This window comes from Variovorax sp. EBFNA2 (assembly GCF_033802765.1).
GTDB classification, from domain to species: Bacteria; Pseudomonadota; Gammaproteobacteria; order Burkholderiales; family Burkholderiaceae_C; genus Variovorax; species Variovorax paradoxus_H.
The window spans coordinates 3,431,109-3,454,295 of sequence record NZ_CP138496.1; the positions used below are offsets into that span (position 1 = coordinate 3,431,109).

24 protein-coding genes and 1 tRNA gene are annotated in these 23,187 nt (G+C 67.8%); 10 read left to right on the forward strand and 15 right to left on the reverse strand.

The window, feature by feature from the left end:
* Positions 1–53: 53 nt before the first annotated feature.
* Both RZE79_RS16030 and RZE79_RS16035 read left to right on the forward strand, forming a co-directional pair.
* Positions 54–2,069, forward strand: coding sequence for an ATP-binding cassette domain-containing protein (locus RZE79_RS16030; protein WP_319355378.1), 2,016 nt, complete (start codon positions 54–56; stop codon positions 2,067–2,069).
* Between the two features lie 91 nt (positions 2,070–2,160).
* Positions 2,161–2,673: a hypothetical protein gene (locus RZE79_RS16035; protein ID WP_319355379.1), complete on the forward strand. Its 513-nt coding sequence runs from the start codon at positions 2,161–2,163 to the stop codon at positions 2,671–2,673.
* Between the two features lie 10 nt (positions 2,674–2,683).
* Here the strand turns inward: RZE79_RS16035 and RZE79_RS16040 are convergent, their stop codons facing one another.
* Positions 2,684–2,914 (reverse strand): helix-turn-helix domain-containing protein, encoded by a 231-nt coding sequence (locus tag RZE79_RS16040; RefSeq protein ID WP_319355380.1) that lies wholly within the window; start codon positions 2,912–2,914, stop codon positions 2,684–2,686.
* A gap of 71 nt (positions 2,915–2,985) precedes the next feature.
* Here RZE79_RS16040 and RZE79_RS16045 point away from each other — a divergent pair, with 71 nt between their 5' ends.
* Both RZE79_RS16045 and RZE79_RS16050 read left to right on the forward strand, forming a co-directional pair.
* Positions 2,986–3,711 (forward strand): LexA family transcriptional regulator, encoded by a 726-nt coding sequence (locus RZE79_RS16045; protein ID WP_319355381.1) that lies wholly within the window; start codon positions 2,986–2,988, stop codon positions 3,709–3,711.
* Positions 3,712–4,265: 554 nt separating this feature from the next.
* Positions 4,266–4,499 (forward strand): hypothetical protein, encoded by a 234-nt coding sequence (locus tag RZE79_RS16050; RefSeq protein WP_319355382.1) that lies wholly within the window; start codon positions 4,266–4,268, stop codon positions 4,497–4,499.
* 9 nt (positions 4,500–4,508) lie between these two features.
* On the opposite strand, the gene RZE79_RS16055 is transcribed toward RZE79_RS16050, so the two are convergent.
* Genes RZE79_RS16055 through RZE79_RS16085 form a run of 7 tightly spaced genes read right to left on the reverse strand, consistent with a single transcriptional unit; the run spans position 4,509 to position 12,217 of the window.
* Complete coding sequence (locus RZE79_RS16055) at positions 4,509–5,096, reverse strand: carboxymuconolactone decarboxylase family protein (protein WP_319355383.1); 588 nt, start codon at positions 5,094–5,096, stop codon at positions 4,509–4,511.
* 17 nt (positions 5,097–5,113) lie between these two features.
* Entirely contained in the window at positions 5,114–5,977 is an 864-nt protein-coding gene (locus RZE79_RS16060; RefSeq protein ID WP_153284137.1) for an SDR family NAD(P)-dependent oxidoreductase, read from the reverse strand.
* The gene (locus RZE79_RS16065) at positions 5,974–6,975 is read right to left on the reverse strand and encodes a nitronate monooxygenase (protein ID WP_319355384.1); all 1,002 of its coding nucleotides are present in this window, start codon (positions 6,973–6,975) and stop codon (positions 5,974–5,976) included. The genes RZE79_RS16060 and RZE79_RS16065 overlap by 4 nt, the downstream gene beginning before the upstream one ends.
* Before the next feature lie 4 nt (positions 6,976–6,979).
* Entirely contained in the window at positions 6,980–8,089 is a 1,110-nt protein-coding gene (locus RZE79_RS16070) for a CaiB/BaiF CoA-transferase family protein (protein ID WP_319355385.1), read from the reverse strand.
* Complete coding sequence (locus tag RZE79_RS16075) at positions 8,086–10,224, reverse strand: acetate--CoA ligase family protein (RefSeq protein ID WP_319355386.1); 2,139 nt, start codon at positions 10,222–10,224, stop codon at positions 8,086–8,088. Before RZE79_RS16075 ends, RZE79_RS16070 begins: the two co-directional genes overlap by 4 nt.
* 20 nt (positions 10,225–10,244) lie before the next feature.
* Complete coding sequence (locus RZE79_RS16080; RefSeq protein WP_319355387.1) at positions 10,245–11,393, reverse strand: acyl-CoA dehydrogenase family protein; 1,149 nt, start codon at positions 11,391–11,393, stop codon at positions 10,245–10,247.
* Positions 11,394–11,452: 59 nt separating this feature from the next.
* Positions 11,453–12,217, reverse strand: coding sequence for an IclR family transcriptional regulator (locus RZE79_RS16085; RefSeq protein WP_319355388.1), 765 nt, complete (start codon positions 12,215–12,217; stop codon positions 11,453–11,455).
* A gap of 195 nt (positions 12,218–12,412) precedes the next feature.
* On the opposite strand from RZE79_RS16085, the gene RZE79_RS16090 reads away from it, so the two are divergent.
* The 5 genes from RZE79_RS16090 to RZE79_RS16110 are packed head-to-tail and all read left to right on the forward strand — an operon-like array spanning position 12,413 to position 16,735.
* Positions 12,413–13,411, forward strand: a complete 999-nt coding sequence (locus RZE79_RS16090) for a tripartite tricarboxylate transporter substrate binding protein (protein ID WP_319355389.1) — start codon at positions 12,413–12,415, stop codon at positions 13,409–13,411.
* Positions 13,412–13,440: 29 nt separating this feature from the next.
* Positions 13,441–13,869, forward strand: coding sequence for an OB-fold domain-containing protein (locus tag RZE79_RS16095; protein ID WP_319355390.1), 429 nt, complete (start codon positions 13,441–13,443; stop codon positions 13,867–13,869).
* Positions 13,866–15,035, forward strand: coding sequence for a thiolase family protein (locus RZE79_RS16100; RefSeq protein WP_319355391.1), 1,170 nt, complete (start codon positions 13,866–13,868; stop codon positions 15,033–15,035). Before RZE79_RS16095 ends, RZE79_RS16100 begins: the two co-directional genes overlap by 4 nt.
* A gap of 32 nt (positions 15,036–15,067) precedes the next feature.
* Positions 15,068–15,877, forward strand: a complete 810-nt coding sequence (locus tag RZE79_RS16105; RefSeq protein ID WP_319355392.1) for an enoyl-CoA hydratase-related protein — start codon at positions 15,068–15,070, stop codon at positions 15,875–15,877.
* A gap of 42 nt (positions 15,878–15,919) precedes the next feature.
* Entirely contained in the window at positions 15,920–16,735 is an 816-nt protein-coding gene (locus tag RZE79_RS16110; protein ID WP_319355393.1) for an SDR family NAD(P)-dependent oxidoreductase, read from the forward strand.
* A gap of 95 nt (positions 16,736–16,830) precedes the next feature.
* Here RZE79_RS16110 and RZE79_RS16115 read toward each other — a convergent pair.
* From RZE79_RS16115 to tolB, 5 genes are all read right to left on the reverse strand, one after another.
* A tRNA-Lys gene (locus RZE79_RS16115) sits at positions 16,831–16,906 on the reverse strand.
* A gap of 51 nt (positions 16,907–16,957) precedes the next feature.
* Positions 16,958–17,776, reverse strand: a complete 819-nt coding sequence (locus RZE79_RS16120) for a tRNA threonylcarbamoyladenosine dehydratase (RefSeq protein ID WP_319361202.1) — start codon at positions 17,774–17,776, stop codon at positions 16,958–16,960.
* A gap of 63 nt (positions 17,777–17,839) precedes the next feature.
* A complete protein-coding gene (gene ybgF, locus RZE79_RS16125) occupies positions 17,840–18,592 on the reverse strand; it encodes a tol-pal system protein YbgF (protein WP_153284127.1) in 753 nt (250 codons plus the stop codon).
* Positions 18,592–19,110: a peptidoglycan-associated lipoprotein Pal gene (gene pal / locus RZE79_RS16130; RefSeq protein ID WP_153284126.1), complete on the reverse strand. Its 519-nt coding sequence runs from the start codon at positions 19,108–19,110 to the stop codon at positions 18,592–18,594. Before pal ends, ybgF begins: the two co-directional genes overlap by 1 nt.
* A gap of 36 nt (positions 19,111–19,146) precedes the next feature.
* Positions 19,147–20,373, reverse strand: coding sequence for a Tol-Pal system beta propeller repeat protein TolB (gene tolB / locus RZE79_RS16135; RefSeq protein ID WP_319355394.1), 1,227 nt, complete (start codon positions 20,371–20,373; stop codon positions 19,147–19,149).
* A gap of 253 nt (positions 20,374–20,626) precedes the next feature.
* On the opposite strand from tolB, the gene msbA reads away from it, so the two are divergent.
* A complete protein-coding gene (gene msbA / locus RZE79_RS16140; RefSeq protein WP_319355395.1) occupies positions 20,627–22,411 on the forward strand; it encodes a lipid A export permease/ATP-binding protein MsbA in 1,785 nt (594 codons plus the stop codon).
* An 8-nt stretch (positions 22,412–22,419) separates the two neighbouring features.
* Here the strand turns inward: msbA and RZE79_RS16145 are convergent, their stop codons facing one another.
* Complete coding sequence (locus tag RZE79_RS16145; protein WP_319355396.1) at positions 22,420–22,827, reverse strand: type II toxin-antitoxin system RelE/ParE family toxin; 408 nt, start codon at positions 22,825–22,827, stop codon at positions 22,420–22,422.
* Between the two features lie 3 nt (positions 22,828–22,830).
* On the reverse strand, positions 22,831–23,148 hold the full coding sequence (locus RZE79_RS16150) for a type II toxin-antitoxin system Phd/YefM family antitoxin (protein WP_319355397.1): 318 nt from the start codon (positions 23,146–23,148) through the stop codon (positions 22,831–22,833).
* Positions 23,149–23,187: the final 39 nt, after the last annotated feature.

Sequence of the window (23,187 nt, forward strand, 5' to 3'; positions counted from 1 at the left end):
GCGCCGGCTCGCTGAAGGTCGGACGGGATAATCCCCCCTACGGTTCCTATTTCATGATTACTCTCAAAAACGTCATTCTTCGCCGCAGCGCCAAGAAACTGCTCGACGGCGCCACCGTCAATCTCAACCCCGGCGAAAAGGTCGGCCTGGTGGGACGCAACGGCGCCGGCAAGTCGTCGCTGTTCGCGCTGTTCAACGGCACGCTGCACGAAGACGGCGGCGATTTCTACATTCCCAAGCAGTGGCGCATGGCCCAGGTCGCGCAGGACATGCCCGAGACCGAGGAGTCGGCCACCGACTTCGTGGTCGGCGGCGACACCCGCCTGACCGAGCTGCGCGCCACGCTGGCCGCCATCGAAGCTGCCTACGCCGAGAACCCCGACGATCCCGACATCGGCATGGAACTGGCCCACGCCTACACCGACCTGGCCGATGCCGGCGAGCACGACGCCGAGCCGCGCGCGCAGGCACTGGTGCTGGGCCTGGGCTTCAAGTCGCACGAGCTCGACGAGCCCGTCAACAGCTTCTCGGGCGGCTGGCGCATGCGCCTGCAACTGGCCCGCGCGCTGATGTGCCCGAGCGACCTGCTGCTGCTCGACGAACCGACCAACCACCTGGACCTGGACGCGCTCGTCTGGCTCGAAGCCTGGCTGCAGAAGTACGCCGGCACCATGATCGTCATCAGCCACGACCGCGAGTTCCTCGACGCCGTGACCGACGTCACGCTGCACATCGCCAACGCCCAACTCACGCGCTACGGCGGCAACTACAGCAAGTTCGAGGACATGCGCGCGCTGCAGATGGAGCAGCAGCAGGTGGCCTTCAGCAAACAGCAGGACAAGATCGCCCACCTGCAGAAGTTCATCGACCGCTTCAAGGCCAAGGCCAGCAAGGCCAAGCAGGCGCAAAGCCGCGTCAAGGCGCTGGAGCGCATGGAGCGCGTGGCGCCGCTCTTGGCCGAGGCCGACTTCACCTTCGAGTTCAAGGAGCCAGGCAACATCCCGAACCCGATGCTCTCGATCGACAAGGCGAGCTTCGGCTATGAGGTCGAAGGCGAAGCGCCCAAGACCATCCTGCGCGGCGTGAGCCGCTCGGTGCTGGCGGGCCAGCGCATCGGCATCCTGGGCGCCAACGGCCAGGGCAAGTCGACGCTGGTGAAGACCATTGCGCGCGAAATGGGCGCACTGGCCGGCGAAGTCACCGAGGGCAAGGGCCTGAACATCGGCTACTTCGCGCAGCAGGAACTCGACGTGCTGCGCCCACAAGACAACCCGCTCGAGCACATGGTGCGCATGGCGCGCGAACTCGGCAGCAATGCCAAGGAAGCCACCGGCGAGCAGGCCCTGCGCGGCTACCTGGGCAGCTTCAACTTCAGCGGCGACATGGTCAAGCAGCCCGTGGGCACCATGAGCGGCGGCGAAAAGGCCCGCCTCGTGCTCGCGATGATGGTCTGGCAGCGCCCCAACCTGCTGCTGCTGGACGAGCCCACCAACCACCTGGACCTCGCCACCCGCGAAGCCCTGGCCGTGGCGCTCAACGAGTTCGAAGGCACGCTGATGCTGGTGAGCCACGACCGTGCGCTGCTGCGTTCGGTGTGCGACGAGTTCTGGCTCGTGGGCCGCGGCGTCGTCACCGACTTCGACGGCGACCTGGACGACTACCAGCGCTACCTGCTCGACGAGGCCAAGCGCCTGCGCGAAGAGGCCAAGGTGGCCGTGCGCGAGGCGGACGCCGCGGCAGCGGCTGCGGCCGCCGCTGCAGCCGCCGCCCAAGCATCGACCAAGAGCAGCAGCAGCCACACCCCCGAGCAGCGCAAGCAGGACGCCCAGGAGCGCCAGCAGCGCAGCGAGCAGGCCAAGCCGCTGAAGAAGGAACTCGCCAGGATCGACGAACGCATGGCGGCGGCCAGCACCGAGCGCAGCACGCTCGAAGCCAAACTGGCCGAGCCGCTGCCGCCCGCCGAGATCGCCGACGCCGGCAAGCGCTTGAAGGCGCTCAACGACGAGATCGCGCAGTTGGAAGAACGCTGGCTGGCGCTGTCCGACCAGTTGGAAGCACTGGCAGCCTAAGCCCCCTGCCCGCGCGCGGCTTGCAACGGGCCGGCCTGCGCGGGCCGGGTAGCATGGCAAGGTCAGGGAACCCGCCAAGGAGCCACGCCGCATGCCTTCTTCGATCGAACTCGCCCGGGGCGATGAAAAACTCATCGCGGCCATCCACCGCAGCCGACGCCTGATCGGCCGCAAGGCCCTCATGGCCGCCGCCGCCAGCGCCATTCCGCTGCCCGGCATCGACTGGATGGCCGACGCCGCGCTGCTCTCGCGCCTCGTGCCGCAGATCAGTTCCGAGTTCGGCCTTTCGGTCACCCAGGTCGAAAAGCTCGCGCCGCACCAGCGCGAGCGCATCCAGAAGGCCGCCACCACCCTCGGCGCCCTGCTCGTGGGACGGCTCGTCACGCGCGAGCTGCTCATCAAGCTCGCCCGCCACGCGGGCATCCGCCTCACCGCCAAGCAGGCCACCAAGTACGTGCCCATTGCCGGGCAGGTCGTGTCGGCCGCGCTCGGCTATGCGGCGCTGCGCGCGCTGGGCGAACAGCACATCAAGGACTGCGTGCGCGTGAGCACCACGCTGGCCCTGACACCGCCTGAGCCTGCCGAACGGCTCAAGCCGGCCTGAGCCTGCCGCCTCAGTCGCCGGCGGGCGGCGGCGCGTAGTGCGCAGGGGGCCGCAGTGCCTCTTCCTTCATCCGCTGCTCGTAGGCCTTCAGCAGCGCGACGTAGTGGCGCGACATCACGTCGCTCACCCGCCCCAGCCCGATCTTGCTGACCGTGGGCTGCGGAATGCCCGTGCGTTCCTGGATCTGCTTTTGCGTCAATCCCAGCGCCCGCAGCGCCTGCACCAACTCGCGTGGCTTCATATCGAACCCTCCCTTTTTTTAATATTCTAGAGTCCAATACGAATATTCATCTGCGCTTGAATCTCCACCCCATGGAGACTATTGCTTCTCGTGCCCTGGCCGCACGCAAATTCGCCAAGATGACGCAGAAGCAGGCCGAGGCCGCTTCGGGCGTCAAGCAGTCGAGCATCTCGAAGATCGAGCGGGGCGACACCAGCCGGTCGATGAGCGTGCTCGCCCTGGCGCGCGCCTACCGCGCCGACCCCAACTGGCTCGACACCGGTGACGGCCCCGCCCCGTGGGACGAGGTACAGATTCGCCTGGCACGCGACAACGCCCACGAGCCGCCCGGCCCCTACCGCGTTACCCGCATCCCGCCCGCGGGCCCGGGCTTTGCACCGCAGACGCCCGGCACCGTGCCGCTGATCACGTGGGAGCACGCGGGCGAATGGCGCGGCGCCGAATCGCCGCCCCGGCCCACGCTGGCCGAACGCTGGATTCCCTGCATCGCCCACCACAGCGCCGGCAGCTACGCGCTGCGCGTGCGCGGCGACAGCATGACGTCGCCGCACGGCCACCTGAAGAGCTACCCAGCCGGATCGATCATTTTTGTCGACCCGCAACACACCACGCCCGACGACGGCGAGCGCGTGATCGCCAAGCTCGACGACGACGCGAGCGGCGAAGTCACCTTCAAGGTCTACAAAGCCGACGCGGGCCGCCGCTGGCTGCTGCCGCTCAACCCCGCGCACGAAGCGGTGCGCGTCCCCTTCACCGTGCTGGGCACCGTGATCGGCAAGTGGGAAGACGAAGACTGAGCGAAGACCGAGGACCGAAAGGGCCTCTTTTCGCGAGGTCAGGTTGCGTACAGATTCGCTGGGCACAGTGAGGTTTCTCCCAGTGGCCTGCACCTCTGATCCTCCCTCCTCCAGCAGGTCACCTTCCAGCCCGCCCTTGGGCGGGCTGTTTTTTTGCCTGCCCGCTACGCACCCGCCTTGATGGCTTTCAAGGGCTCTCTCGGTTCTGGTATATGATCGACGGTTGCCCGAAATGCTCGGGCATTTGCCTGGCCAGGCAAGCTGAATCTCATACCAGCGCGTCGAAGTCATAGCGACGAGAAAAACAACAATGACTTCCGCAAACGAATCTTTGCCGTAGCGTGGACCGCGTAAGAGTTCACGACCACATTCCGAACAAAGCCCTCCTCGTGAGGGCTTTTTCATTTGTGGCGCGCTGGCGGCGCCAAGGCGCCCGCCTTCCGTCAACCCCTCTTATTTCCTACACGATGTAACGGAATGCGGCTTACGCGGTTCCACGCGGCCACGGGAGACGATTCGTTCACTGTCAGCACAGCGAATAAAAAGGGAATCACATGAGCCTCAGGGACATCCGCGAACGCTACGGCGTGAGCTTCGAAAGAGGAAGCCGCGTCATCTGCGGTGGCCGGCTCGGAACCGTCGCCGGCGCGAGCAATTCGCACATCCGCATCAAATTCGACGGGCGGCAGATCAGCAGCCCGTGCGATCCGCTGGAGGTTCAGCCGTGCAGCGAAAGCACGGCGAACCTCGCGCCGCAGGCAGCGCAAGATTTGCACGCTGCAGCGTAGGGAGGGGAATCAGGGCCCGGCGGCGCCAGCGCTTTCCATGCGCGGCAGTACCTCCTCATACCCAGGCTCGATCTCCACATCCATCGACTGAAGAAAGCGGCTCACGCAGACATAGAAGCTGGCCGTGAGCACGAGCTCGACCACCGCTTCGTCGTCGAACCCGTTCGCCTTCAGTTGCGCGATCGTCTGCGCCGAAGCCGCAGGCCCGCGCGTGACTTCATCAGCCAGTTGCAGCACCGCGCGCTCCTGTGCGTTGAAGCGGTCGGAATTGCACCAATCGCGCAGCGCATCGATCTGCGCTTCGGCGACGCCCGCCGCCAGGGCCATCGGCACGTGATGCGCCCATTCGTAGGCCGCGCCCGACACCTGCGCGCCGCGCAAGATCAGCAGTTCGCGAATCGGTCGCGGTGTCTTCGCCTCCAGGCGCAGCGGCCACGCGAAGTCGAGCCAGCCCTTGAACAGGGCCGGCGCCGTGCCGAGCACGCGGTACAGGTGAGGCAGATGGAAGTCGGGACCACGGGCCTGACGCACCTGGTCGAACAAGGCGCGCGCATCGGGGTTCGACGGCTGCTCGGGCAGAAGGGGCACACGGGGCATGGCGTCTCCTTGGAAGATCAGGACGCCCGGGCATCGGGCTTCAGGTCGGGCGACGGGGCGTTGCCCGCTGTCGCGCCCGCATCGACCGGCAGGATCACGCCGGTAACCCAGCGCGCCTCGTCGCTCGCAAGGTAGGCCACGGCCTGGCCGACGTCCCAGCCCGAGCCTTCGGTCTGCAGCAGCGAGCGCAGGCGGCGCCGCTCCCTTGCCTCGGGCGTCATCCGGTCCGCGACCATGGGCGTGTAGACCATGCCAGGCGCGACGCAGTTGACGCGAATGCCCTCGGTGCCGTGGTGCGCCGCCATGGCGCGGGTCATGTTCACCACCGCGCCCTTCGACGTCGGATACAGCAACGCCGGCGTGCCGCCGATGAGCCCCGCGACGGAGGCGATGTTGACGATGGCGCCCCCGCCCACCTTGCGCATCTCGGGAATCGCGTACTTCGCCATCAGCATCATCGAGGTGACGTTGATGCGCAGGGCGCGGTCCCATTCCTCGAGGTCCAGGTCGACCGCGTTGCCGGCCGGTCCGCCGATGCCGACGTTGTTCACGAGGATGTCGACGCGACGCCAGGCCGCCACGGCCATCGCGACGGCCTGTTGGCACTGCGCGGCGTCGGCGACATCGACCTGTGCCGCGATCGACGTGCCGCCCTCCGCCGCGATCATCCGTTCGGTGGCCTGCGCCGCCGCAAGCTGCGCGTCGAGCAGCAGCACCCGTGCGCCACGGCGCGCGAGCAGGATCGCGCAGGCGCGGCCGTTGCCGATGTCGGCGCTGCGCGAGCCGGCGCCCGTGACGATCGCGACGCGACCGGCCAGGCTGCTGCTGGCCGGTTCGGCATGGCTGGGAAGAAGGCGTTCGGTGGTGTTGGTGGTGGTCATGGCGTGGGTTGCAGCTCCATGGAAGACAGCCGGCCGAGCGCGGTGCGCGCTTCGCCGAGCAGTTGGGCCACGATGGCCGACAGGGGTTCGATGCGCTGCGCGAACGCGATGGACGGTCCGAGCGACAACATGCCGCGCTGCCAGTCGCCGTTCGCGTAGCAGTGGTCGCGCGCCGTGCGCCCGCTGATCAGGTCGCCGAAGGCCGCGTGGTCGGCCGCGCCGGCACGCTCGATCTCGTCGATGCGCCGCGCGGTGTCGTTGCGCAGCACGCGCCAGGTGTTGCCCAGCGTGTGCAGCAGGCGCACGGTGGAATGCTCGTCGCAGCCAAGCAGGTGCTCCTTGTAGCGACGGTGCGCGCCGATCTCTTCGCACACGAGAAAGCGACTGCCCATCATCACGCCCTCATGGCCCTGCGCGAGCACGGCGGCCAGCTGGCGCCCATGGCCGATACCGCCGCCCAGCACCACGGGCACGCGAAACCGTTCGACGGCCAATGCGCCCATCAGCATGGTGGGCAGCTCGTTGGTGCCGGGATGGCCGCCCTCCTCCATGCCGATGAGCGCGACCGCATCGGCGCCCGCGCGTTCGGCCGAGAGCGCGTGACGGATGCTCGGCGCCTTGTGAAGCACGACGGCGCCGGCCTCGTGCAGCGTGCCGATCAGTTCCGTCGGCGCGTAGCCGGCCGTCTCGAAGAAGCGCACGCCGTGCGCCAGCGCGATGTCGAGCCAGCGCCGCACCGCCGCATTGGCCTCGGGGCGGCTCGACAGCGTGAGGTTCACGCCGAAGGGCTTGCCGTCGGTGAGCGATGCGCAGCGCACCAACGCCTTCGCAAAGTCTTCGTCGCTGTCGAACGAGCGCGGCGTGATGAAGCCCATGCAGCCGGCGTTGACGAGCGCGGCGACGTAGTCCGCGTCCGACAGCCACATCAGCCCGCCGCCCAGGATCGGGTGCGCGATGCCGAACAGGTCGGTGATGCGCGTTCTGAAGACCGGCGCCACGGCGTCAGTTCCGTGCGCTGTCGAGGGCCGGTGCGCCGCCGAGTCGGCCGGGTTGCACACCGGCCATGGGCACCGGATAGCGCGCCACGGGCAGCACGTCGCCGGCCTCGAACTTGTCGCGCTGCGCGAACTGCGGCAACGCGGCAACGCGCGAGGGTTCGACCACCGGCGCGGCGGGCACGTCGTGCCTTTGCAGCAGCGCGAAGACCTCGTCCGCGTCGCGATCCGCAAGCGCTTCGGCGATGCGTGCGTTGATGACGCCTGCCACGGACTTGCGTGCCTTCATCGCGCGGAAGGCCTCGCCGCCGTAGGGCGCCAGGTCGAGCGCTTCGCACAGGCGGACCCAGAAGTGGTCTTCGAGCGCGGCGATGGACACATGCCGCCCGTCGCGGCACGCGAACGCGCCGTAGGCCGTCTTGACCAGCGTGGCTTCGCGCTGCGCGTCGAGGCTGTGCGCGCCGGCCTCACGCCAGGCGCCGACGCGCGGGTTCATCCAGTGCAGCGCGCAGTCGGCCAGCGCCACGTCCAGGTGCTGCCCCTGGCCCGTGTGCTGGCGCTGGTACAGCGCGGCGAGCGTGGACGACAGCGCATACATCGCGCCGCACAGGTCCGCCACCGGCAGGCCGAAGCTCTGCGCCGGCCCGCCATCGGGCACGCCCGACACGGCCAGCACGCCGGCCGCGGCCAGATAGTTGATGTCGTGGCCCGGCAGGTCGGCCCACGGCCCGGTCTGCCCATAACCGCTCAGCGACACGTACACGAGGCGCGGAAAGTCTGCCCGCAAGCTGGCCGCGTCGAGCCCCAGGCGCGCCATCACGCCGGGCCGGTACGACTCGACCACCACGTCAGCGGTGGCGATGAGCGCGCGCACCTCTGAGCGCTGCGCGTCGTCCTTCAGGTCGGCCAGCAGGCTCTGCTTGCCGCGGTTGACCGCCTCGAACACACCGGGGCCCATGCGACGCACGTTGTCGCCGCCGGGCGGGCGCTCGATCTTGATCACGCGCGCGCCCAGCTCGGCCAGGCTCTGCGTGAAGAAGGGGCCGGGCAGCAGCTCGCTGAAATCGACGACGGTGATGCCGGCCAGCGGCGGCTGCTGCACGCTGGCGCTGCTCATGCGCCCTGCTCCACGCGCTCGATGATCACGGCATCGAGCGGCATCGCGCCCTCGCCCTTCGCGCCGACCCAGACCGGGTTCAGGTCCATCTCCTCGATGCGGTCCGCGTGGCGCACCACGAAGTCGGAGATGCGCACGAGCAGCGCCTCGAGCGCGGTCACGTCGGCCGCGGGCCGGCCGCGCGCGCCGTCGAGCAGCGGAAAACACCGCATCTCGCGCACCATCGCCGCCGCGTCGCGCGGTCCGATGGGCAGCAGCCGGCGCGTGACGTCGCGGAAGATCTCGACATAGATGCCGCCGAGGCCGAAGGTCATCACATGGCCGAACACCGGGTCGCGCGTCACGCCGATCATCAGTTCGACACCGCCGCGCGGCGCCATCTTCTCGATCAGCAGGCCGTCGATGGCGGCCTCGGGCTGGTGCTTCGCCACAGAGGCCATGATGTCGCGCCACGCCGCGGCCACCTGTGCCGCATCCTGCAGGCCGACCTGCACGCCGCCGATGTCGGACTTGTGCACGATCTGCTGGCTCGCGATCTTGGCGACCACGGGGAAGCCCATGCGATCAGCCTGTGCGCGCGCCTCCTCGGCGGTTGTAGCCAGCGCGTTCGGCAGCAAGGCGATGCCCGCGTCGCGCAGCTGCTGCTTGGCCTGCGCTTCAGAGAGGCTGCGCGTGGCGCCTTCGCCGAGCGGTGCGGCCAGCGGCGGCAGCGCGACCGGCTGGATGTCGGGATTCGCACGCTTCCAGCGCCCGTAGTCGACCCAGCGCTGGATGGCCGAGATCGCCTTGCCCACCGAGCGCGGGGGTGCGAACCCTGCGGCCACCAGCCGCTGGTAGCCCTCGCCGAGGCGGTCGCTCATCCAGATCGGCACGATCGGCGCAGCGCAGCCTTTCTGCGCATTGATGATGTTGTCGGCCATGCGCGTGGTCGTCTCGCCGTAGTCGAGCGCGATCGGCACGATGGTCAGGCCCAGGTTCGCGTCGTTGGCCACGCAGCCGAGCGTGGTTTCCACCACGGTCTTGTCGCTCAGCACCATGGCGGTGGTGTCGACCGGGTTGTCGATGGCCGCGTAATCCGGCAGCTTGGCGCGCAGCACCGCCGTGGTCTCGGGCGTGAAGGTGGCGAGCGTGAGCCCGGCCGAGCCCACGGCATCGGCCGCGAGCGCTGCCGTACCGCCCGACGAGCAATAGATGCCCAGCGCCTCCTGCGCGCCCGGCATGGCGCGGGCGAACAGCCAGGCGGTGTCGACCAGCTCGTCGATATCGTCGACCTCGATCACGCCGAACTGGCGGAACACCGCGCTGTTGACTTCGGCCGAGCCCGTGAGCGAGGCGGTGTGCGACTGCGCCGCGCGCCGGCCGTACTCCGACTTGCCGACCTTCAACCCGATCACCGGCTTGCCGTTGGCCGCCGCGCGCTGCACCGCCGCCACGAACTTCGGGCCGTCCTTGATGCCCTCGAGCAAGGTGACGATGACCTTGATGTCGGGCGCGTCCGCCATGTAGTGGATGAAGTCGGCCACCTGCAGGTCGACCTCGTTGCCGGTCGAGGCCCACAGGCCGATGCCGATGCCGCGCTCCATGGCCTGCATGACGTTGCGCCCGAGGCCGCCGCCCTGCGTCGCCAGGCCGATGGGGCCCTGCACCAGGTCGTGCGGGAACGAGGGCGAGAAGGTCAGGCCCAGGCGGCCGTTGACGTTGGTGAGCCCCGGGCAGTTGGGACCGTACAGGCGCAGGCCGCTGCGCTCGGCGATCTCCTTCATGCGCTGCTGTTCGCGCTCGCCCTCGGCGCCGGCTTCGCCGAAGCCCGAGCTCAGGATCACCGCGAAGGCCACGCCGCGCGCGGCGCATTCCTCGATGACCGTGAGCACGCCGCTCGCGGGCACGGCGACGACGGCCACGTCGGGCGTATCGGGCAGCGCGGCCACGCTGGGCCAGCAGCGCCGGCCACGAATCTCGGGCTTCGTCGGATTGACGAGGTAGACCTCGCCGCCGAACGCCGAGTGCGTGAGCAGGTTGGTGAGTGTGCGTTCGCCGATGCTGCCTTCGCGGTCGGACGCACCGACGAGTGCGATGGAACGCGGGTTGATGAGGCGCGACAGGTCGGCCGGGGTGTTGTGGGTGCGTTTCTCCATGGTGCGTGTTCCTTGCCGCGTCACGCAATGGCCGAGATGCCGAGGATCTCGCGCCCGACGATCAGGGTCTGCACCTCGGTCGTGCCTTCGGGAATGGTGCCGCCGCGCGTGTCGCGGAAGATGCGCTCGATCGGGTAGTCGGTCGAGTAGCCCAGGCCGCCGTGCACCTGCAGCGCCATGCTCGCCACCTCGTGCGCCGCCTCGGTGGCGTACAGCTTGGCGATGGAGCAGGCCATGCGCGCATCGTGCTGGGCATCGAGCGCGGCGGCGGCGCGCAGGCCGAGCGCGCGCGCGGCCTCCACGCGCACCGTCATGTCGACGATGAGTTTCTGCACCAGCTGGAAGCTGCCGATGGGCTTGCCGAACTGGGTGCGCGTGCGCGCGTAGTCGATCGACAGGTCGAGCGCCGATTGCGCCGCGCCGACCGCGCCCATCGCGATGTTGACGCGTGCACTGTCCAGGCCCACCAGCATGCGCTTGAGCGCGCTGCCCTCCTCGCCCAGCAGGTTGGCGCGCGGCACCTTCACGTTGTCGAAGTGCAGTTCGGCGGTGCCGGTGCTGCGCAGCACCATGGTGTCGACGCGGCGCACCTCGTAGGGCGAGATGTCGCGCTCGACCAGGAAGGTCGACAGCTGGCCCTGGCAGTCGGGGCTGAAGGTGCGCGCGACCACGATGCCGAAGTCGGCGAAGGCGCCGTTGGTGATCCACAGCTTGCGGCCGCTGAGCACGTAGTGGTCGTCCTTCAGGTCGGCGCGGGTCTGGACCTGCGCGATGTTGGAGCCCGTGCCGGGCTCGCTGATGGCGGTGAAGCAGCGGCGCTGCGAGGCCAGCAGCGGCTTGAGAAAGCGCTCCTTCTGCTCGGGCGTGCCTTCCGACGCGATCTTGTGGATCGGGCCGTTCGTGATGTTGAGCATGGTGCGCAGCGACAGCCAGGCGTAGCCGGCCTCTTCCATGAGCAGGGCCCAGGTGAGCTGGTCCATGCCCATGCCGCCTTCGGACTCCGGCAGGCGCCCGCCGATGTAGCCGAACTGCGCCAGCCCCTTCAGGATCTCGAAAGGAAAGGTCTTCTCGACGTCGTGCTTCGCGATGAGCGGCGTCACCTCGCTTTTCATGAAGCGGCGAATGCTGTCGCGCAGCAGTGCCTGGTCGGCGTCCGGGGTGAAATTCATCGAGAGGTCTCCTGGAGGTTGGGAAGAAGAAAAAGAGCGCGCGCCACGCCCCGCACGCGCTACGGCGTGGCGGGGTCCTTGGCGTTGCGTGGACGAAAAACGAGGGCCTGCACTTCCTGCAGGGCCGCAAGAAAAGGTTCGCGCTGCTGGCGCAGGCGGTCGGTGGGCCCGGCCACCGACAGCGCCATGGGCTCGCCGCCCACGTAGCCCGCAACGGCGAGCGCCGAGAGGCCGTCGCCGCCCTCGTTCTCGACCCAGATCCAGCCTTGCGCGCGCGTCTGCTCGACCTGCGCCTCGAGCACGGCGAGGTCGACGATGGTGCCTTCGGCGATCTTGCGCAGCGGCTTGAGCCGCAGCTGCCGCGCCGCTTCTTCGGGCGTGCCGAGCGCCAGGATGGCCTTGCCCAGCGCCGACACGTGCAGGCTCAGCTTGTCGCCGACGTTCTGCATGTAGCGCAGCGGATGCCGCCCTTCGGTGAAGGCCAGCACCTTGACCACGCCGCCTTCGACACGGCCGCACAGGCCGGTCTCGCCGGTCTTGTCGCGCAGCAGCTCGGCGGCTTCGGAGGCCACGGCGTAGAGCGGATCGCTCGCAGAGATTTCTTTCGCCACCGACAGCAGCCGCGCCGTCGGATAGAAGCGCCGGCTGCGCGCGGTGCGCAGCAGGTAGCCGAGCTCATGCAGCGTGTGCAGCAGGTCGGAGCAACTGCTCTCGGGCAGGTCCATGAGGCGCGCGAGGTCCGAGTTGGACAGCTCTCGCTTCTCGCGGGCGAACAGTTCGAGCAAGGACATGGTGCGGGCGGCGGCGGGGACTAGGGTTGGCATATTTCCTCCGATATTTCGTAGACAAGCACGAATATTAGCGGAGCGATGAAGGAATCTCTTCCCTTCCGTTTCCTTAGTTTCCAGCGATGCGTGCTGAAACTCATCGGCACATCCTCTCTTGTTTTTCTACGATCAATCGAAGTATATTGCGATTGCTCGTAGGAATCAGAAGCCAAAAACCAACTGGAGACATGCATGGACAAGTTCTGGAAACGGGCGCTCGGCAGCCTTTGCACCGTGGCCGCAACGCTGGGATCGCTGGGAATGAGCGCCGCGCACGCGGCCGGCGAGGCCTGGCCGACGCGACCGATCACCTTCGTCGTGCCGTTCACGCCCGGCGGCATCACGGACAACACCTCCCGGCTGCTGGCGAAGATCCTGGGCGACAAGCTGGGCCAGCCGGTGGTGGTCGACAACCGGCCGGGCGCCGGCGGCTCGATCGGCGTGGAGGCGGCCTCGCGCCAGCCGCCCGACGGTTACACCATGATCTACGGCACCCAGGGCACGCAGGCCGCCAACCTCGCGCTGTACAAGAACATCCGCTACGACCCGGTGAAAGACTTCGTGCCGGTGCATGCGATGTCGGAAACGCCGCTGATCCTGGTGATCAACCCCGCGCGGCCCTTCAAGACGGTGCCCGAGCTCATCGCCTACGCCAAGGCCCACCCCGGCAAACTCAACTTCGGCTCGGCCGGCCCGGGCACTGGCACGCACCTGACGGCGGAGCTGTTCCAGGTCGCCACCGGCACCAAGATGACCCACGTGCCCTACAAGGGCAGCAGCCCCGCCCTCACCGACCTGATGGCCGGCAACCTCGACCTGATGTTCGACTACCCGGTGGTCGTGATGCCCTTCGTCAAGGCCGGCAAGCTCAAGCCGCTGGCCGTGACCGGCAAGGGCCGGCTCACCGCCGCGCCCGAGATTCCAGCCGTGGGCGAGCTTGGTTTTCCCAAGGCCGAATCGAGCGCCTGGAGCGCGGTGTTTCTGCCCGCCAAGACACCGCCCGAGATCGCCAAGCGCCTGGGCGATGCGATCGCGCAGGCCATCGTCGACCCCGAAATGCTGCAGGTGACCGAGAAATTCGGCAGCGTGCCGCTCAAGGACCTGCGCGACGCCAAGCTCGGCGAGTTCGTCAAGACAGAAATGGTCCGCTGGCGCTACGTCGTCCAGGCATCCGGCGCCAAGCTGGAATGAGTCTGCGTTTTCCCCTTCTTCCGACACCCATGACCCAAGACCTGACTTCAATGAAGCCGCAGCGGCCTTCGCTCTACCGATTGGCCGCGGACGGCCGTTCGCTCGACTTTCTCTTCACGCAGTGCCCCGCCTGCCACGCGCTGAGCTTTCCGGCCAATGCGCCGGGCTGCATGCACTGCGGCCACCCGACGGCCGACGCCGAACAGGTGGCACGCCCCGGCGGCGGCACGCTGCTCGAATACGTGACGCTGCATGTGCCGCTCGTTCCGGGCATGCCCGCGCCGAGCATCGCGGGCGACATCCGCATCGCAGAACAGGTGGTGGAAGAAGGCGTGATCGCCGTCGATGACGAAAGCGCGTTGCACCCCGGCATGGCCCTGCGGGCGGTGGCCGCGCCGCTGGCGTCGGGCGACAGCTACGGCTGCACGTTCGTGCCTGCACAGGAGGCTGCGCGATGAGCAGCAACACCAACAGCAACTGGCTCGACGGCAGCGACGGCGTCTACGTCGCGGGCATCGGCCTGCATCCGTACCAGTTCCCGAGCGACACGCCCTACACCCACCTCGGCCTCGCGGCGGTGCGCGGAGCGCTGGCCGACGCGGGGCTGGACTGGAAGCAGGTGCAAAGCGCATATGTCGGCACCACCTCCATCGGCATGGCCGCGGGCCGCGTGATGTTCCGCCACCTGGGTTCGACCGGCCTCTCGGTCACGCAGGTCGAGAACGCCTCGGCTTCGGGCTCCTTCGCCTTTCGCCAGGCCTGCATGGAAGTGGCACACGGCATCAGTGACGTGGTGCTGGCGATGGGCGTCGACAAGCACGGCGACGGCCGCCGCGCCGCCAACAAGGACGGCCTTGAACGCCTGAGCGACACCGCCACCATCCCGGCCGTGAAGTTCGCGCTGATGGCGCGCAGCTACCTGCGCGAACGCGGCGCCGGCATGGCGTCGATGGCGAAGGTCGCGGTGAAGAACCACGCCAATGCTTCACGCAACCCGTACGCGCAATTCCGCAAGCCGCGCACGCTCGAACAGGTGCTCGCCTCGCCGAAGGTCGCGGGCGACCTCACGGTGCAGCAGTGCTGCCCGCGCGGCGAAGGCGCGGCGGCCACGCTGCTGGTGTCGGGCCGCGCGCTGAAACGCCTGGGCCTGGACCCGAAGCGCTGCGTGCGCGTGCGCGCCTCGTTCGCCAACAGCGAGCGCGACGAAACCACGTACGGCCAAGGCCCCATCGACCTCGTGCGCAGCAGCGCGCAGGCTGCGCTGGAGGCCGCCGGCATTGGCGCCACGCAGCTCGACCTGCTCGAGCTGCACGACGCCTTCTCCGTGGAAGAACTGCTCTACAGCGAAGCGGTCGGCGTGTGCGCGCCCGGCGAAGGCGCGGCGTACCTTGAGCGCGGCGACTCGCAGATCGGCGGGCGCTGCGCCATCAACGCCTCGGGCGGGCTGATCGGCATGGGCCACCCGCTCGGGCCGACCGGCATCGGACAGATCGCGGAGATCACGCGCCAGATCCGCGGCGAGGCCGAAGGCCGCCAGCACCCGAACGCACGCTGGGGCATGGCTCACATGATCGGCCTCGGCTCGGTGGCCATTGCGCACGTGCTGTCCGCGGCACAGGCCTGAATGCACACGACACAGGAAGACACCTCACGCCCATGACCACCACACCCCATCCCCCGCTGGAAACGCTGCAGTACGAGGTGCGCGACAACGTCGCCATCGTCACACTCAACCGCCCGGACCGCATGAACACGCTCGGCGGCTCGATGAAGCCCGACCTCGCGCGCGCCTTCTTCGAGTACGCCCGTGCCGACGACCGCGTGCGCGCGGTGCTTGTCACCGGCAGCGGCGACCGTGCCTTCTGCGCCGGCGCCGACATCAAGGAACGCGCCGGCAGCCAGGCCACCGGCACCGCGTACTTCGTCGCCCAGAAAGCCACGCACGACCTGTTCCGCAACATCGAGGAGTTCGAGAAACCGGTGATCGCCGCGATCAACGGCGTGGCGCTCGGCGGAGGCCTGGAGATCGCGCTGTGCTGCGACATCCGCATCGCCTCGGACACCGCACGCTTCGGCCTGCCCGAGATCAAGCTCGGCGTGATACCGGCCGCCGGTGGCACGCAGCGCCTGCCACGCCTGATCGGCGAGGCGCGCGCCAAGGAGTTGATCCTCACCGCCGACCTCGTCGATGCCGAGACCGCGCTGCGCTACGGCATCGTGAGCCGCGTGCTGCCGCAGGCCGACCTGATGCCCGAGGCCTTCGCCCTCGCGCAGCGCATCGCCGAGCACCCGCCGCTCGCGGTGCGCTTCGCCAAGCGCGCCATCAACCGCGGCATGCAGACCGACCTCGACTCAGGCCTCGAGTACGAACGCTACGCGGCCGCCATGATCATCGACAGCGAGGACCGCAAGGAAGGCATGCGGGCGTTCGTCGAGAAGCGCAAGCCGGTGTTCACCGGTCGCTGAACCTTTCCCATTTTTTGAACGACGACCCTCAAGGAACAACACATGAAACTCGGATTGGAAGGCCAGGTCGCGCTGGTCACCGGCGGCGGCCAGGGCGTGGGCCGGCAGATCTGCATCGAACTCGCAGCCGAAGGCGCGCGCGTCATCGTCAACGACCTCTTCGCGGAACGCGCCGAGGCGGTGGCGAAAGAGATCACCGACGCCGGCGGCCAGGCACTCGCCGCCCCCGCCGACATCACGCGCGCGGAAGAAGTCGACGCCATGGTCGAGAAAGGCACGCAGCACTTCGACGCACTCGTGACGGTGCTGGTGAACAACGCCGGCATCATTCCCGAGCGCCGCGAAAAAGGCGGACGCACGCCGCCCTTTCTCGACATGCCCACGGTCGACTGGGCCAAGATCGTCAACCTCAATGTCTACGGCACCATGCACTGCTGCCGCGCCGTGCTGCCGGGCATGGTCGGTCGCAAGCACGGACGCATCGTCAACATCATCTCGGAAGCCGGACGCATCGGCGAGGCCAACATGGCCGTGTATTCGGGCGCCAAGGCAGCCATTGCAGGCTTCGGCAAGGCGCTGGCGCGCGAGCACGGTCGGCATGCGATCACGGTGAATTCGGTCGCGCTCGGTGCGGTGTCGCACGCGGGCATCAAGGACGGACCGCTCAACATCCACGCGACGGTCGAGAACGACGAACGGCTGGGGAAGATGCTGAACGTGTACCCGATCTCGAAGGGTGTCGGCCGGCTCTCGCGGCCGGAAGACATTTCGGGCCTGGTCGCTTTCCTGGCGTCGGACCGCGCGCTCTTCATCACGGGGCAGACGATTGGCGCGTCGGGCGGGTTTGCGATGGTCTGACCGGCACTGGAAGGCGCGTTCGATAACGCGTTAAGCCAAAGAAAAAGCCAGCGATCAGAGATGATTGCTGGCTTTTTATATATCGCACGGTTCGGTGGTAGGACGTACTGGATTCGAACCAGTGACCAACGGATTAAAAGTCCGCTGCTCTACCAACTGAGCTAACGTCCCGGAACCATTTTTCTTGCTTCTTGCCGACGTTGAATCCGGCAAAGCCTCGGATTATAGCGTGCTGTTTCTCGCAATTTCGTCGAGCACCCACCCTGCCGCACATTGACCGAAGGTGGCGGTCACGCTGACCACCGATCCGTAGCCGTGGCAGTTGAGCGAACCGTCGCCCGAATCGATCTGGCACGACGCATCGGGCGGTGCCACGCTCTCGCGGCTGAACACGCAGGTGACGCCGATCTTGCGGCCTTCGCGCGGTGCGCCATGCAGCTTGCGCAGCCGCTGGCGAAGCTGGGCCAGCAGCGGGTCGTGCGTGACGAGCGACAGGTCGTCGATGTCGACCTTGTGCGCCTGCCGCTTGCCGCCCGCCGCACCGACCGTGATGAACGTCGTGCTGCGCGACACCGTGCGCGCCCATGCGGCCATGGCCAGCTTGGCCTTCACCTGGTCGCACGCGTCGATGACCGCGTGGACCGGCCCATGGGCGGCCTGCGCCGTCTCCAGCATCGACGCCCAGTTGTCGGGCTCGACGAACTCGTCGATGGCGAGCACCTGGCACTCGGGGTTGATCTGCGCGATGCGCTCGCGCATGGCCTCGACCTTGGCCTGCCCCACGGTCGAATCGAGCGCGTGGATCTGGCGGTTGATGTTCGACTCCGACACGTGATCGAGGTCAATCAACGTCAGGCGCCCCACCCCGCTGCGTGCCAGCGCCTCGACCGCCCACGAACCCACGCCGCCGATGCCGACGACCAGCACATGGACATGGCGGATGCGCGCGGCGCCGGCCACGCCGTACAGGCGCTCAAGGCCGCCGAAGCGGCGCGCAAAGTCAGGCGCCGCGGTGTCGGTCAAGACATCCGCGGCGGCCATGGGGAGGGACGAGGCTTCGGGCGAAGCGCTCAAGCGGACAGCTCCGCTGAAACGGTCATTGCATCAACGCAGGCGCGACAGACGCTCGCGACCCGCCTGCGCGGCTTCCGACTGAGGGTAGGCCTTGGTCAGGTCTTCCAGCGTGCGACGTGCGGCGCGCGTGTCTTTCAGTTCGATCTGGCAGTTCGCGATCGACAGCACGGCTTCGGGCGCCTTGGCGTGGTCGGGTGCGAGCGAGAGCATCGAGCGGAAATTGGCGATGGCTTCGTTGTAGTTGCGCGTGGCGTACTGCGCATTGCCGAGCCAGAACAGCGCGGACGCGTTGTAGCCGCTTTGCGGGTAGCGCTTCACGAACTCGGCAAAAGCGGTTTGCGCCTGTGCGAACTGGCCTGAGCGGAAGATGCCCAGCGCTGCTTCGAAATCGGCCTTTTCCTTCGGATCGGCGTTGAACTCGCGGCCGTCGATCGAGACCTTGGAAGGCTCGTTCTGGCGCAGCTTGTCGTCGATGGTGGTCTGGCGCGACTGCATTTCGCTCAGCGTGCGCGTGAGCTGCTCGTTCTGGCCGGTCATGCGCGCCAGTTCGCCGCGCATCTGCTCGATCTGGCTTTGCAGGTCGAGCAGGCTGCGGCGCAGCTGGCCATTTTCGTCGGCCAGGCGCTGGTCGGTCTGCTGGCGCATGGCTTCGACGCGCTGGCGCAGGTCGAGGATGGCGCGGCGCGCCTCGTCGTCCTCGAACAGCGCAGCCTGCGAGCCGGCCGACGCGCAGAGCAAGGCGGCGGCGAGGGCCGCGCCTCGCCACAGTGCACGTGGTTGCATCACCGGGTGTAGCGGATTTCAGCGCGGCGGTTCTGCGCCCACACTTCTTCACCAGAGCCCTGAGCCGCGGGCTTTTCCTTGCCGAAGCTCACGGCTTCGATCTGGCTGTCGTTCACGCCCAGCAGCGTGAGCGCACGGCGCACGGCTTCGGAACGCTTCTGGCCGAGGGCCAGGTTGTACTCGCGGCCGCCGCGCTCGTCGGTGTGGCCTTCGATCGAGATGCGACGTTGCGTGGCGCCCTTGAGGAAGCGCGCATGGCCGTCGATCACCGACTGGAACTCGGGCTTGACGGTGTAGCTGTCGTAGTCGAAGTACACGATGCGCTCGACGCCGACCGGACCTTGCGCCGTGTTGGCGTTCGGGTCGATGGTCACGGGCGCCACGGCGGCAGCGCCGCCCTGCTGGCCGCCGGCCGTGCCGCTGCGGTCGGAGACCGGCGTTTCGTTGAGCTTGGTGCCCGACGAGCAACCGGCGATGAGCGCCACGATGGCGAGCGAATAGATGGTGCGTTTCAACATGTGCGAACTCCTCAAGTAAATTTATCTGGTCAATGCTTATTGCTTTTGAAACGGACCCCAGTCCGGTTCGCGGATGTCTCCCGCCTGGCCCGCCAAACGGGCCTTGATTTTTCCGTCCAGCGTGGTCGTCATGAGCGCCTCGCGACCTTGCAGGTGCGTGGCATAGACGATCAGCTTGCTGTTGGGTGCGAAGCTCGGGCTCTCGTCGGCCGTGGTGTCGGTGATCGCGGCGACATTGCCGGAGGCCAACTCCATCACGTGGAGTTTGAACGCACCGCCGACCCGCGAGATGTAGGCCAACCACCGGCCATCGCCGCTGACAGATGGAGAAATGTTGTAGGTGCCGCTGAAGGTGACCCGGGTCGGGTTGCCGCCGCCGGCGCCCATCTTGTAGATCTGGGGCGCGCCGCCGCGGTCGCTCACGAAGTAGATCGTGCTGCCGTCGGCCGAGTACACCGGCTCGGTGTCGATGCTCGAGCTTTGCGTGAGGCGGCGCGGTTCGCCGCCGCTGGCCGGAATGGTGAACAGCTGCGAGCCGCCGTCGCGGCTGAGCGTGACGGCCAGCGAGCGGCCGTCGGGTGCCCAGGCCGGGGCGCTGTTGGAGCCCTTGAAGTTGGCGAGCAGCCGGCGCTGGCCGCTGGCCACGTTGTGCACGTAGACCACGGGCTTGCGCGACTCGAAGGACACATACGCCAGCTGCTGGCCGTTGGACGACCAGCAGGGCGAGATGATCGGCTCGGGGCTGGCCAGCGCGGCCTGCGCGTTCTCGCCGTCGGCGTCTGCCACCCACAGCGAGTAGCGGCTGCCGCCCTTGGTGACGTAGGCGATGCGGGTCGAGAAGATGCCCTTGTCGCCGGTCAGCTTCTCGTACACGTAGTCGGCGATGCGGTGCGCCGCCAGGCGCAGGTCGCCCTGCGGCACGGTGTAGCTCTGGCCGCCGAGGTCGCGGTCTTTGACGACGTCCCACAGGCGAAAGCGCACGTCGTAGCGCCCGTCGCCCATCCGGCTGACGCTGCCCACGACGAGCGAATCGGCCGTGCGCTGGCGCCACAGGGCGAGATCGGGTCGGGAGGATTCATCGAGCGCCTGGCCCGAGGCATCGACGCCGCGGAACTGGCCACTGCGTTCGAGGTCGGCCTGGACGATGTCGGAAATCTTCTGGGGCGAGGCGTCCTGCCCCCTGAAAGGCACGAGCGCGATCGGCAGCTGCGTCAGCCCCACGCCCGAGACCTCGACCCGGAACTGGGCCATGGCGGGAAGCATGGGAGAAGCAGCAAGGGCCGCGATGAGGCTGCGGCGCGCAATCAACGATGAAGAAGGAGTTGGGGAAAGATCTGGCAACGGCTTGTTCATGCGGTTCGGAGAGGTTTCCGGGTAAAAAGTTTCTCCCCGGCGTTTCACGGGCCACATGTTACACACTGGTTTGGACACGCCGTCACAAAACGTTTATCCGGCGAAATGGTCCTACAGAGGCTCTGAAAGGCGGCCGGAGCCGCCCCGTAAAATCCGCGGCCATATGCAAGCATCCCCCGGCAGCGAGAGCGCCCGCCCTCCCCTCATGCGCCGGCTGGCGCGACTCATGACCTGGTTCGGCAGTTCGCGCCAATGGTGGGCCGTGGGGCTGATCGGCGCCCTGCTGGCTGCGCTCACCGAGCCGCTGATGGCCGCCCTGCTCAAGCCGCTGCTCGACCGGGGCTTCACGCGCGGCGAGATGCCGCTGTGGTTCATTCCGGCCGCGGTGCTGCTGCTGTTCGCGGTGCGTGGCATCGCGCAGTTCATTTCGCAGTACGCACTCTCGCGCATCGCCAACGAAGGCATGCAGAAATTGCGCCGCGTGCTGTTCGAACGGCTGCTCGGCGCCGAGCTGGCGCTGTTCGCGCGGCAGTCGGCCAGCGCGCTGTCGAACACGGTGGTGTACGAGGTGCAGACCGGCGCCATGCTGCTGGTGCAGGCGCTGCTCGGACTCTCGCGCGACGGCTTCACGCTCATTGCGCTGCTGGGCTACCTGGTCTACCTGAACTGGAAGCTCACGCTCATCGTGGCCTTCCTGGTGCCCAGCATCTCGTGGATCATGAAGGTGTTCTCCAAGCGCCTGTACAAGCTCACGCAGCAAGGCCAGCAGGCCACCGACGAGCTGGCCTACGTGGTCGAGGAAAACGTGCTGGCCCACCGCGTGGTGCGCCTGCACGGCGCCGAGCAGGCGCAGGAGCGGCGCTTCGAGCAGCTGAGCCAGCGCCTCAACCGGCTGGCCGTGAAGTCCACCATCGCCCAGGCCGCCACCACGCCACTCACGCAGATGATGGCTTCGCTGGCGCTGTCGATCGTGGTGATGATCGCGCTCTGGCAAAGCGGCAAGCAGGGCTTCACGGTGGGCGGCTTCGTCGCCTACATCACGGCCATGCTGATGCTGATCGCGCCGATCCGCCGCCTCGCCGAAGTGGCCGGGCCCATCACACGCGGCCTGGCGGCGCTCGAGCGCGGCTTGATCCTCATCGACGAGGTGGCACCGGAATCCCAGGGCGACTACCGCATCGAGCACGCAAAGGGCCACATCGAGCTGCGCAATGTCGAAGTCAGCTATCGCGGCGAAGACGGACTGCGCGCCCTCGACGGCGTGAACCTCGTCATCGAGCCGGGCCAGGTGGTTGCTTTCGTCGGCCCGTCGGGCTCGGGCAAGACCACGCTGGTCAACCTGCTGCCGCGCTTCGTGCAGCCCAGCGGCGGCCAGGTGCTGCTCGACGGCCACGACACCAGCGAGTGGCAGCTCAAGAGCCTGCGCGCCCAGTTCGCGATGGTGAGCCAGGACGTGGTGATGCTCAACGACACGCTCGCCGCCAACGTGGCGCTCGGCGGTGACATCGACATCGCGCGCGTGCAGTCGTGTCTCGAGGCGGCCAACCTTAGCGCGCATGTCGCGACACTGCCGCAAGGCATCGAGACCGTGCTCGGCCACAACGCCACGCAGCTGTCGGGCGGCCAGCGCCAGCGGCTGGCGATTGCCCGCGCGCTCTACAAGAACGCGCCCGTGCTGCTGCTCGACGAAGCCACGTCGGCGCTCGACACCGAATCGGAACGGCTGGTGCAGGACGCCCTGCAGCGCCTGATGCAGGGCCGCACCACGCTGATCGTGGCGCACCGCCTGTCGACCATCCAGCATGCCGACCGCATCATCGTGATGGAGCAAGGCCGCATCGCCGAGCAAGGCAGCCACGAGCAACTCATGTCGCGCGATGGGCTTTATGCACGGCTGCAGACGCTGGCGGTGCGCAGCGCGGCGCCGGGGCAGGACCCGACGCTCTGAACGCCCCGTCAATCGTCTTCCGAACGATTGACCTGCCAGAAACCCTCGAAGTCGAAAGACAGCTGCCGGTGATGGCGGATGGCCAGGAGGTCGACCGTCGTCTGGTGGTTGTCGTCCGCGACGCGATACAGCAGCAGGTAATCGCCGGAAAGGTATTCGCGCACCTCCGCGCCGTCGTGGCGCTGCGTCAACGCCGCGAGGCGCTGGCGAACCTCGAGTGAATGCGCCGTGCGCGCGAAGAACCGGCGTCCGATGCGGGGGTGGCTCTCCAGATTGCCAATGACGGTATCGCCCAGCGCTTCCAGCAGCTGCTCGTAGGCGTGCAGTGCGCCGGCCGCGCCCCAGAAATCGGCGATCTGCGCCAGATTGGTTTCAAAGTTCGCAGTGAACCGGACCACCGCTTTGGCGGATGCCACGCCTCAGCGACCCTTGCCGCTCGCGCCCGGCGATTTTTTTGCTGCCCGCTTCAATTCGCCCAGTGCTTCGCGTGCGCCGCGCGTGCGGCCCGCCGCCACGTCAGCCAAACCGTTCTCGACCTCATCGATCAGCACGAGGTGAATGCGTTCGCGTTCCAGACGGTGGTAATAGTCGAGCCGGGCTGCATCGATCAGTGCCACGTAGCTTTCGCCATTCTTGGTGATGATCTTTTCGGAACCCGCCTTCACCTGGTCCGCCAGCTCGGACAAGTTGGCACGCGCCTGGGTCAGCGGGATCACGTCGGCGGCGGTGAAGGTCATGCGGAGCTCCTTTATTCAGGACAGAATTCCGTACATCCT

Excerpts from the sequence above, each read along its gene's own strand:
- RZE79_RS16110 (WP_319355393.1), top strand. The coding sequence starts at position 15,920 with ATGAAACTCGGATTGGAAGGCCAGGTCGCGCTGGTCACCGGCGGCGGC.
- RZE79_RS16045 (WP_319355381.1), top strand. The coding sequence starts at position 2,986 with ATGGAGACTATTGCTTCTCGTGCCCTGGCCGCACGCAAATTCGCCAAG.
- tolB (WP_319355394.1), bottom strand. The coding sequence starts at position 20,373 with ATGCTTCCCGCCATGGCCCAGTTCCGGGTCGAGGTCTCGGGCGTGGGG.
- msbA (WP_319355395.1), top strand. The coding sequence starts at position 20,627 with ATGCAAGCATCCCCCGGCAGCGAGAGCGCCCGCCCTCCCCTCATGCGC.
- pal (WP_153284126.1), bottom strand. The coding sequence starts at position 19,110 with ATGTTGAAACGCACCATCTATTCGCTCGCCATCGTGGCGCTCATCGCC.
- RZE79_RS16090 (WP_319355389.1), top strand. The coding sequence starts at position 12,413 with ATGGACAAGTTCTGGAAACGGGCGCTCGGCAGCCTTTGCACCGTGGCC.
- RZE79_RS16085 (WP_319355388.1), bottom strand. The coding sequence starts at position 12,217 with ATGCCAACCCTAGTCCCCGCCGCCGCCCGCACCATGTCCTTGCTCGAA.
- RZE79_RS16075 (WP_319355386.1), bottom strand. The coding sequence starts at position 10,224 with ATGGAGAAACGCACCCACAACACCCCGGCCGACCTGTCGCGCCTCATC.
- RZE79_RS16040 (WP_319355380.1), bottom strand. The coding sequence starts at position 2,914 with ATGAAGCCACGCGAGTTGGTGCAGGCGCTGCGGGCGCTGGGATTGACG.
- RZE79_RS16095 (WP_319355390.1), top strand. The coding sequence starts at position 13,441 with ATGACCCAAGACCTGACTTCAATGAAGCCGCAGCGGCCTTCGCTCTAC.
- RZE79_RS16100 (WP_319355391.1), top strand. The coding sequence starts at position 13,866 with ATGAGCAGCAACACCAACAGCAACTGGCTCGACGGCAGCGACGGCGTC.
- RZE79_RS16030 (WP_319355378.1), top strand. The coding sequence starts at position 54 with ATGATTACTCTCAAAAACGTCATTCTTCGCCGCAGCGCCAAGAAACTG.
- ybgF (WP_153284127.1), bottom strand. The coding sequence starts at position 18,592 with ATGCAACCACGTGCACTGTGGCGAGGCGCGGCCCTCGCCGCCGCCTTG.
- RZE79_RS16060 (WP_153284137.1), bottom strand. The coding sequence starts at position 5,977 with ATGACCACCACCAACACCACCGAACGCCTTCTTCCCAGCCATGCCGAA.
- RZE79_RS16120 (WP_319361202.1), bottom strand. The coding sequence starts at position 17,776 with ATGGCCGCCGCGGATGTCTTGACCGACACCGCGGCGCCTGACTTTGCG.
- RZE79_RS16080 (WP_319355387.1), bottom strand. The coding sequence starts at position 11,393 with ATGAATTTCACCCCGGACGCCGACCAGGCACTGCTGCGCGACAGCATT.
- RZE79_RS16070 (WP_319355385.1), bottom strand. The coding sequence starts at position 8,089 with ATGAGCAGCGCCAGCGTGCAGCAGCCGCCGCTGGCCGGCATCACCGTC.
- RZE79_RS16105 (WP_319355392.1), top strand. The coding sequence starts at position 15,068 with ATGACCACCACACCCCATCCCCCGCTGGAAACGCTGCAGTACGAGGTG.
- RZE79_RS16035 (WP_319355379.1), top strand. The coding sequence starts at position 2,161 with ATGCCTTCTTCGATCGAACTCGCCCGGGGCGATGAAAAACTCATCGCG.
- RZE79_RS16055 (WP_319355383.1), bottom strand. The coding sequence starts at position 5,096 with ATGCCCCGTGTGCCCCTTCTGCCCGAGCAGCCGTCGAACCCCGATGCG.
- RZE79_RS16050 (WP_319355382.1), top strand. The coding sequence starts at position 4,266 with ATGAGCCTCAGGGACATCCGCGAACGCTACGGCGTGAGCTTCGAAAGA.
- RZE79_RS16150 (WP_319355397.1), bottom strand. The coding sequence starts at position 23,148 with ATGACCTTCACCGCCGCCGACGTGATCCCGCTGACCCAGGCGCGTGCC.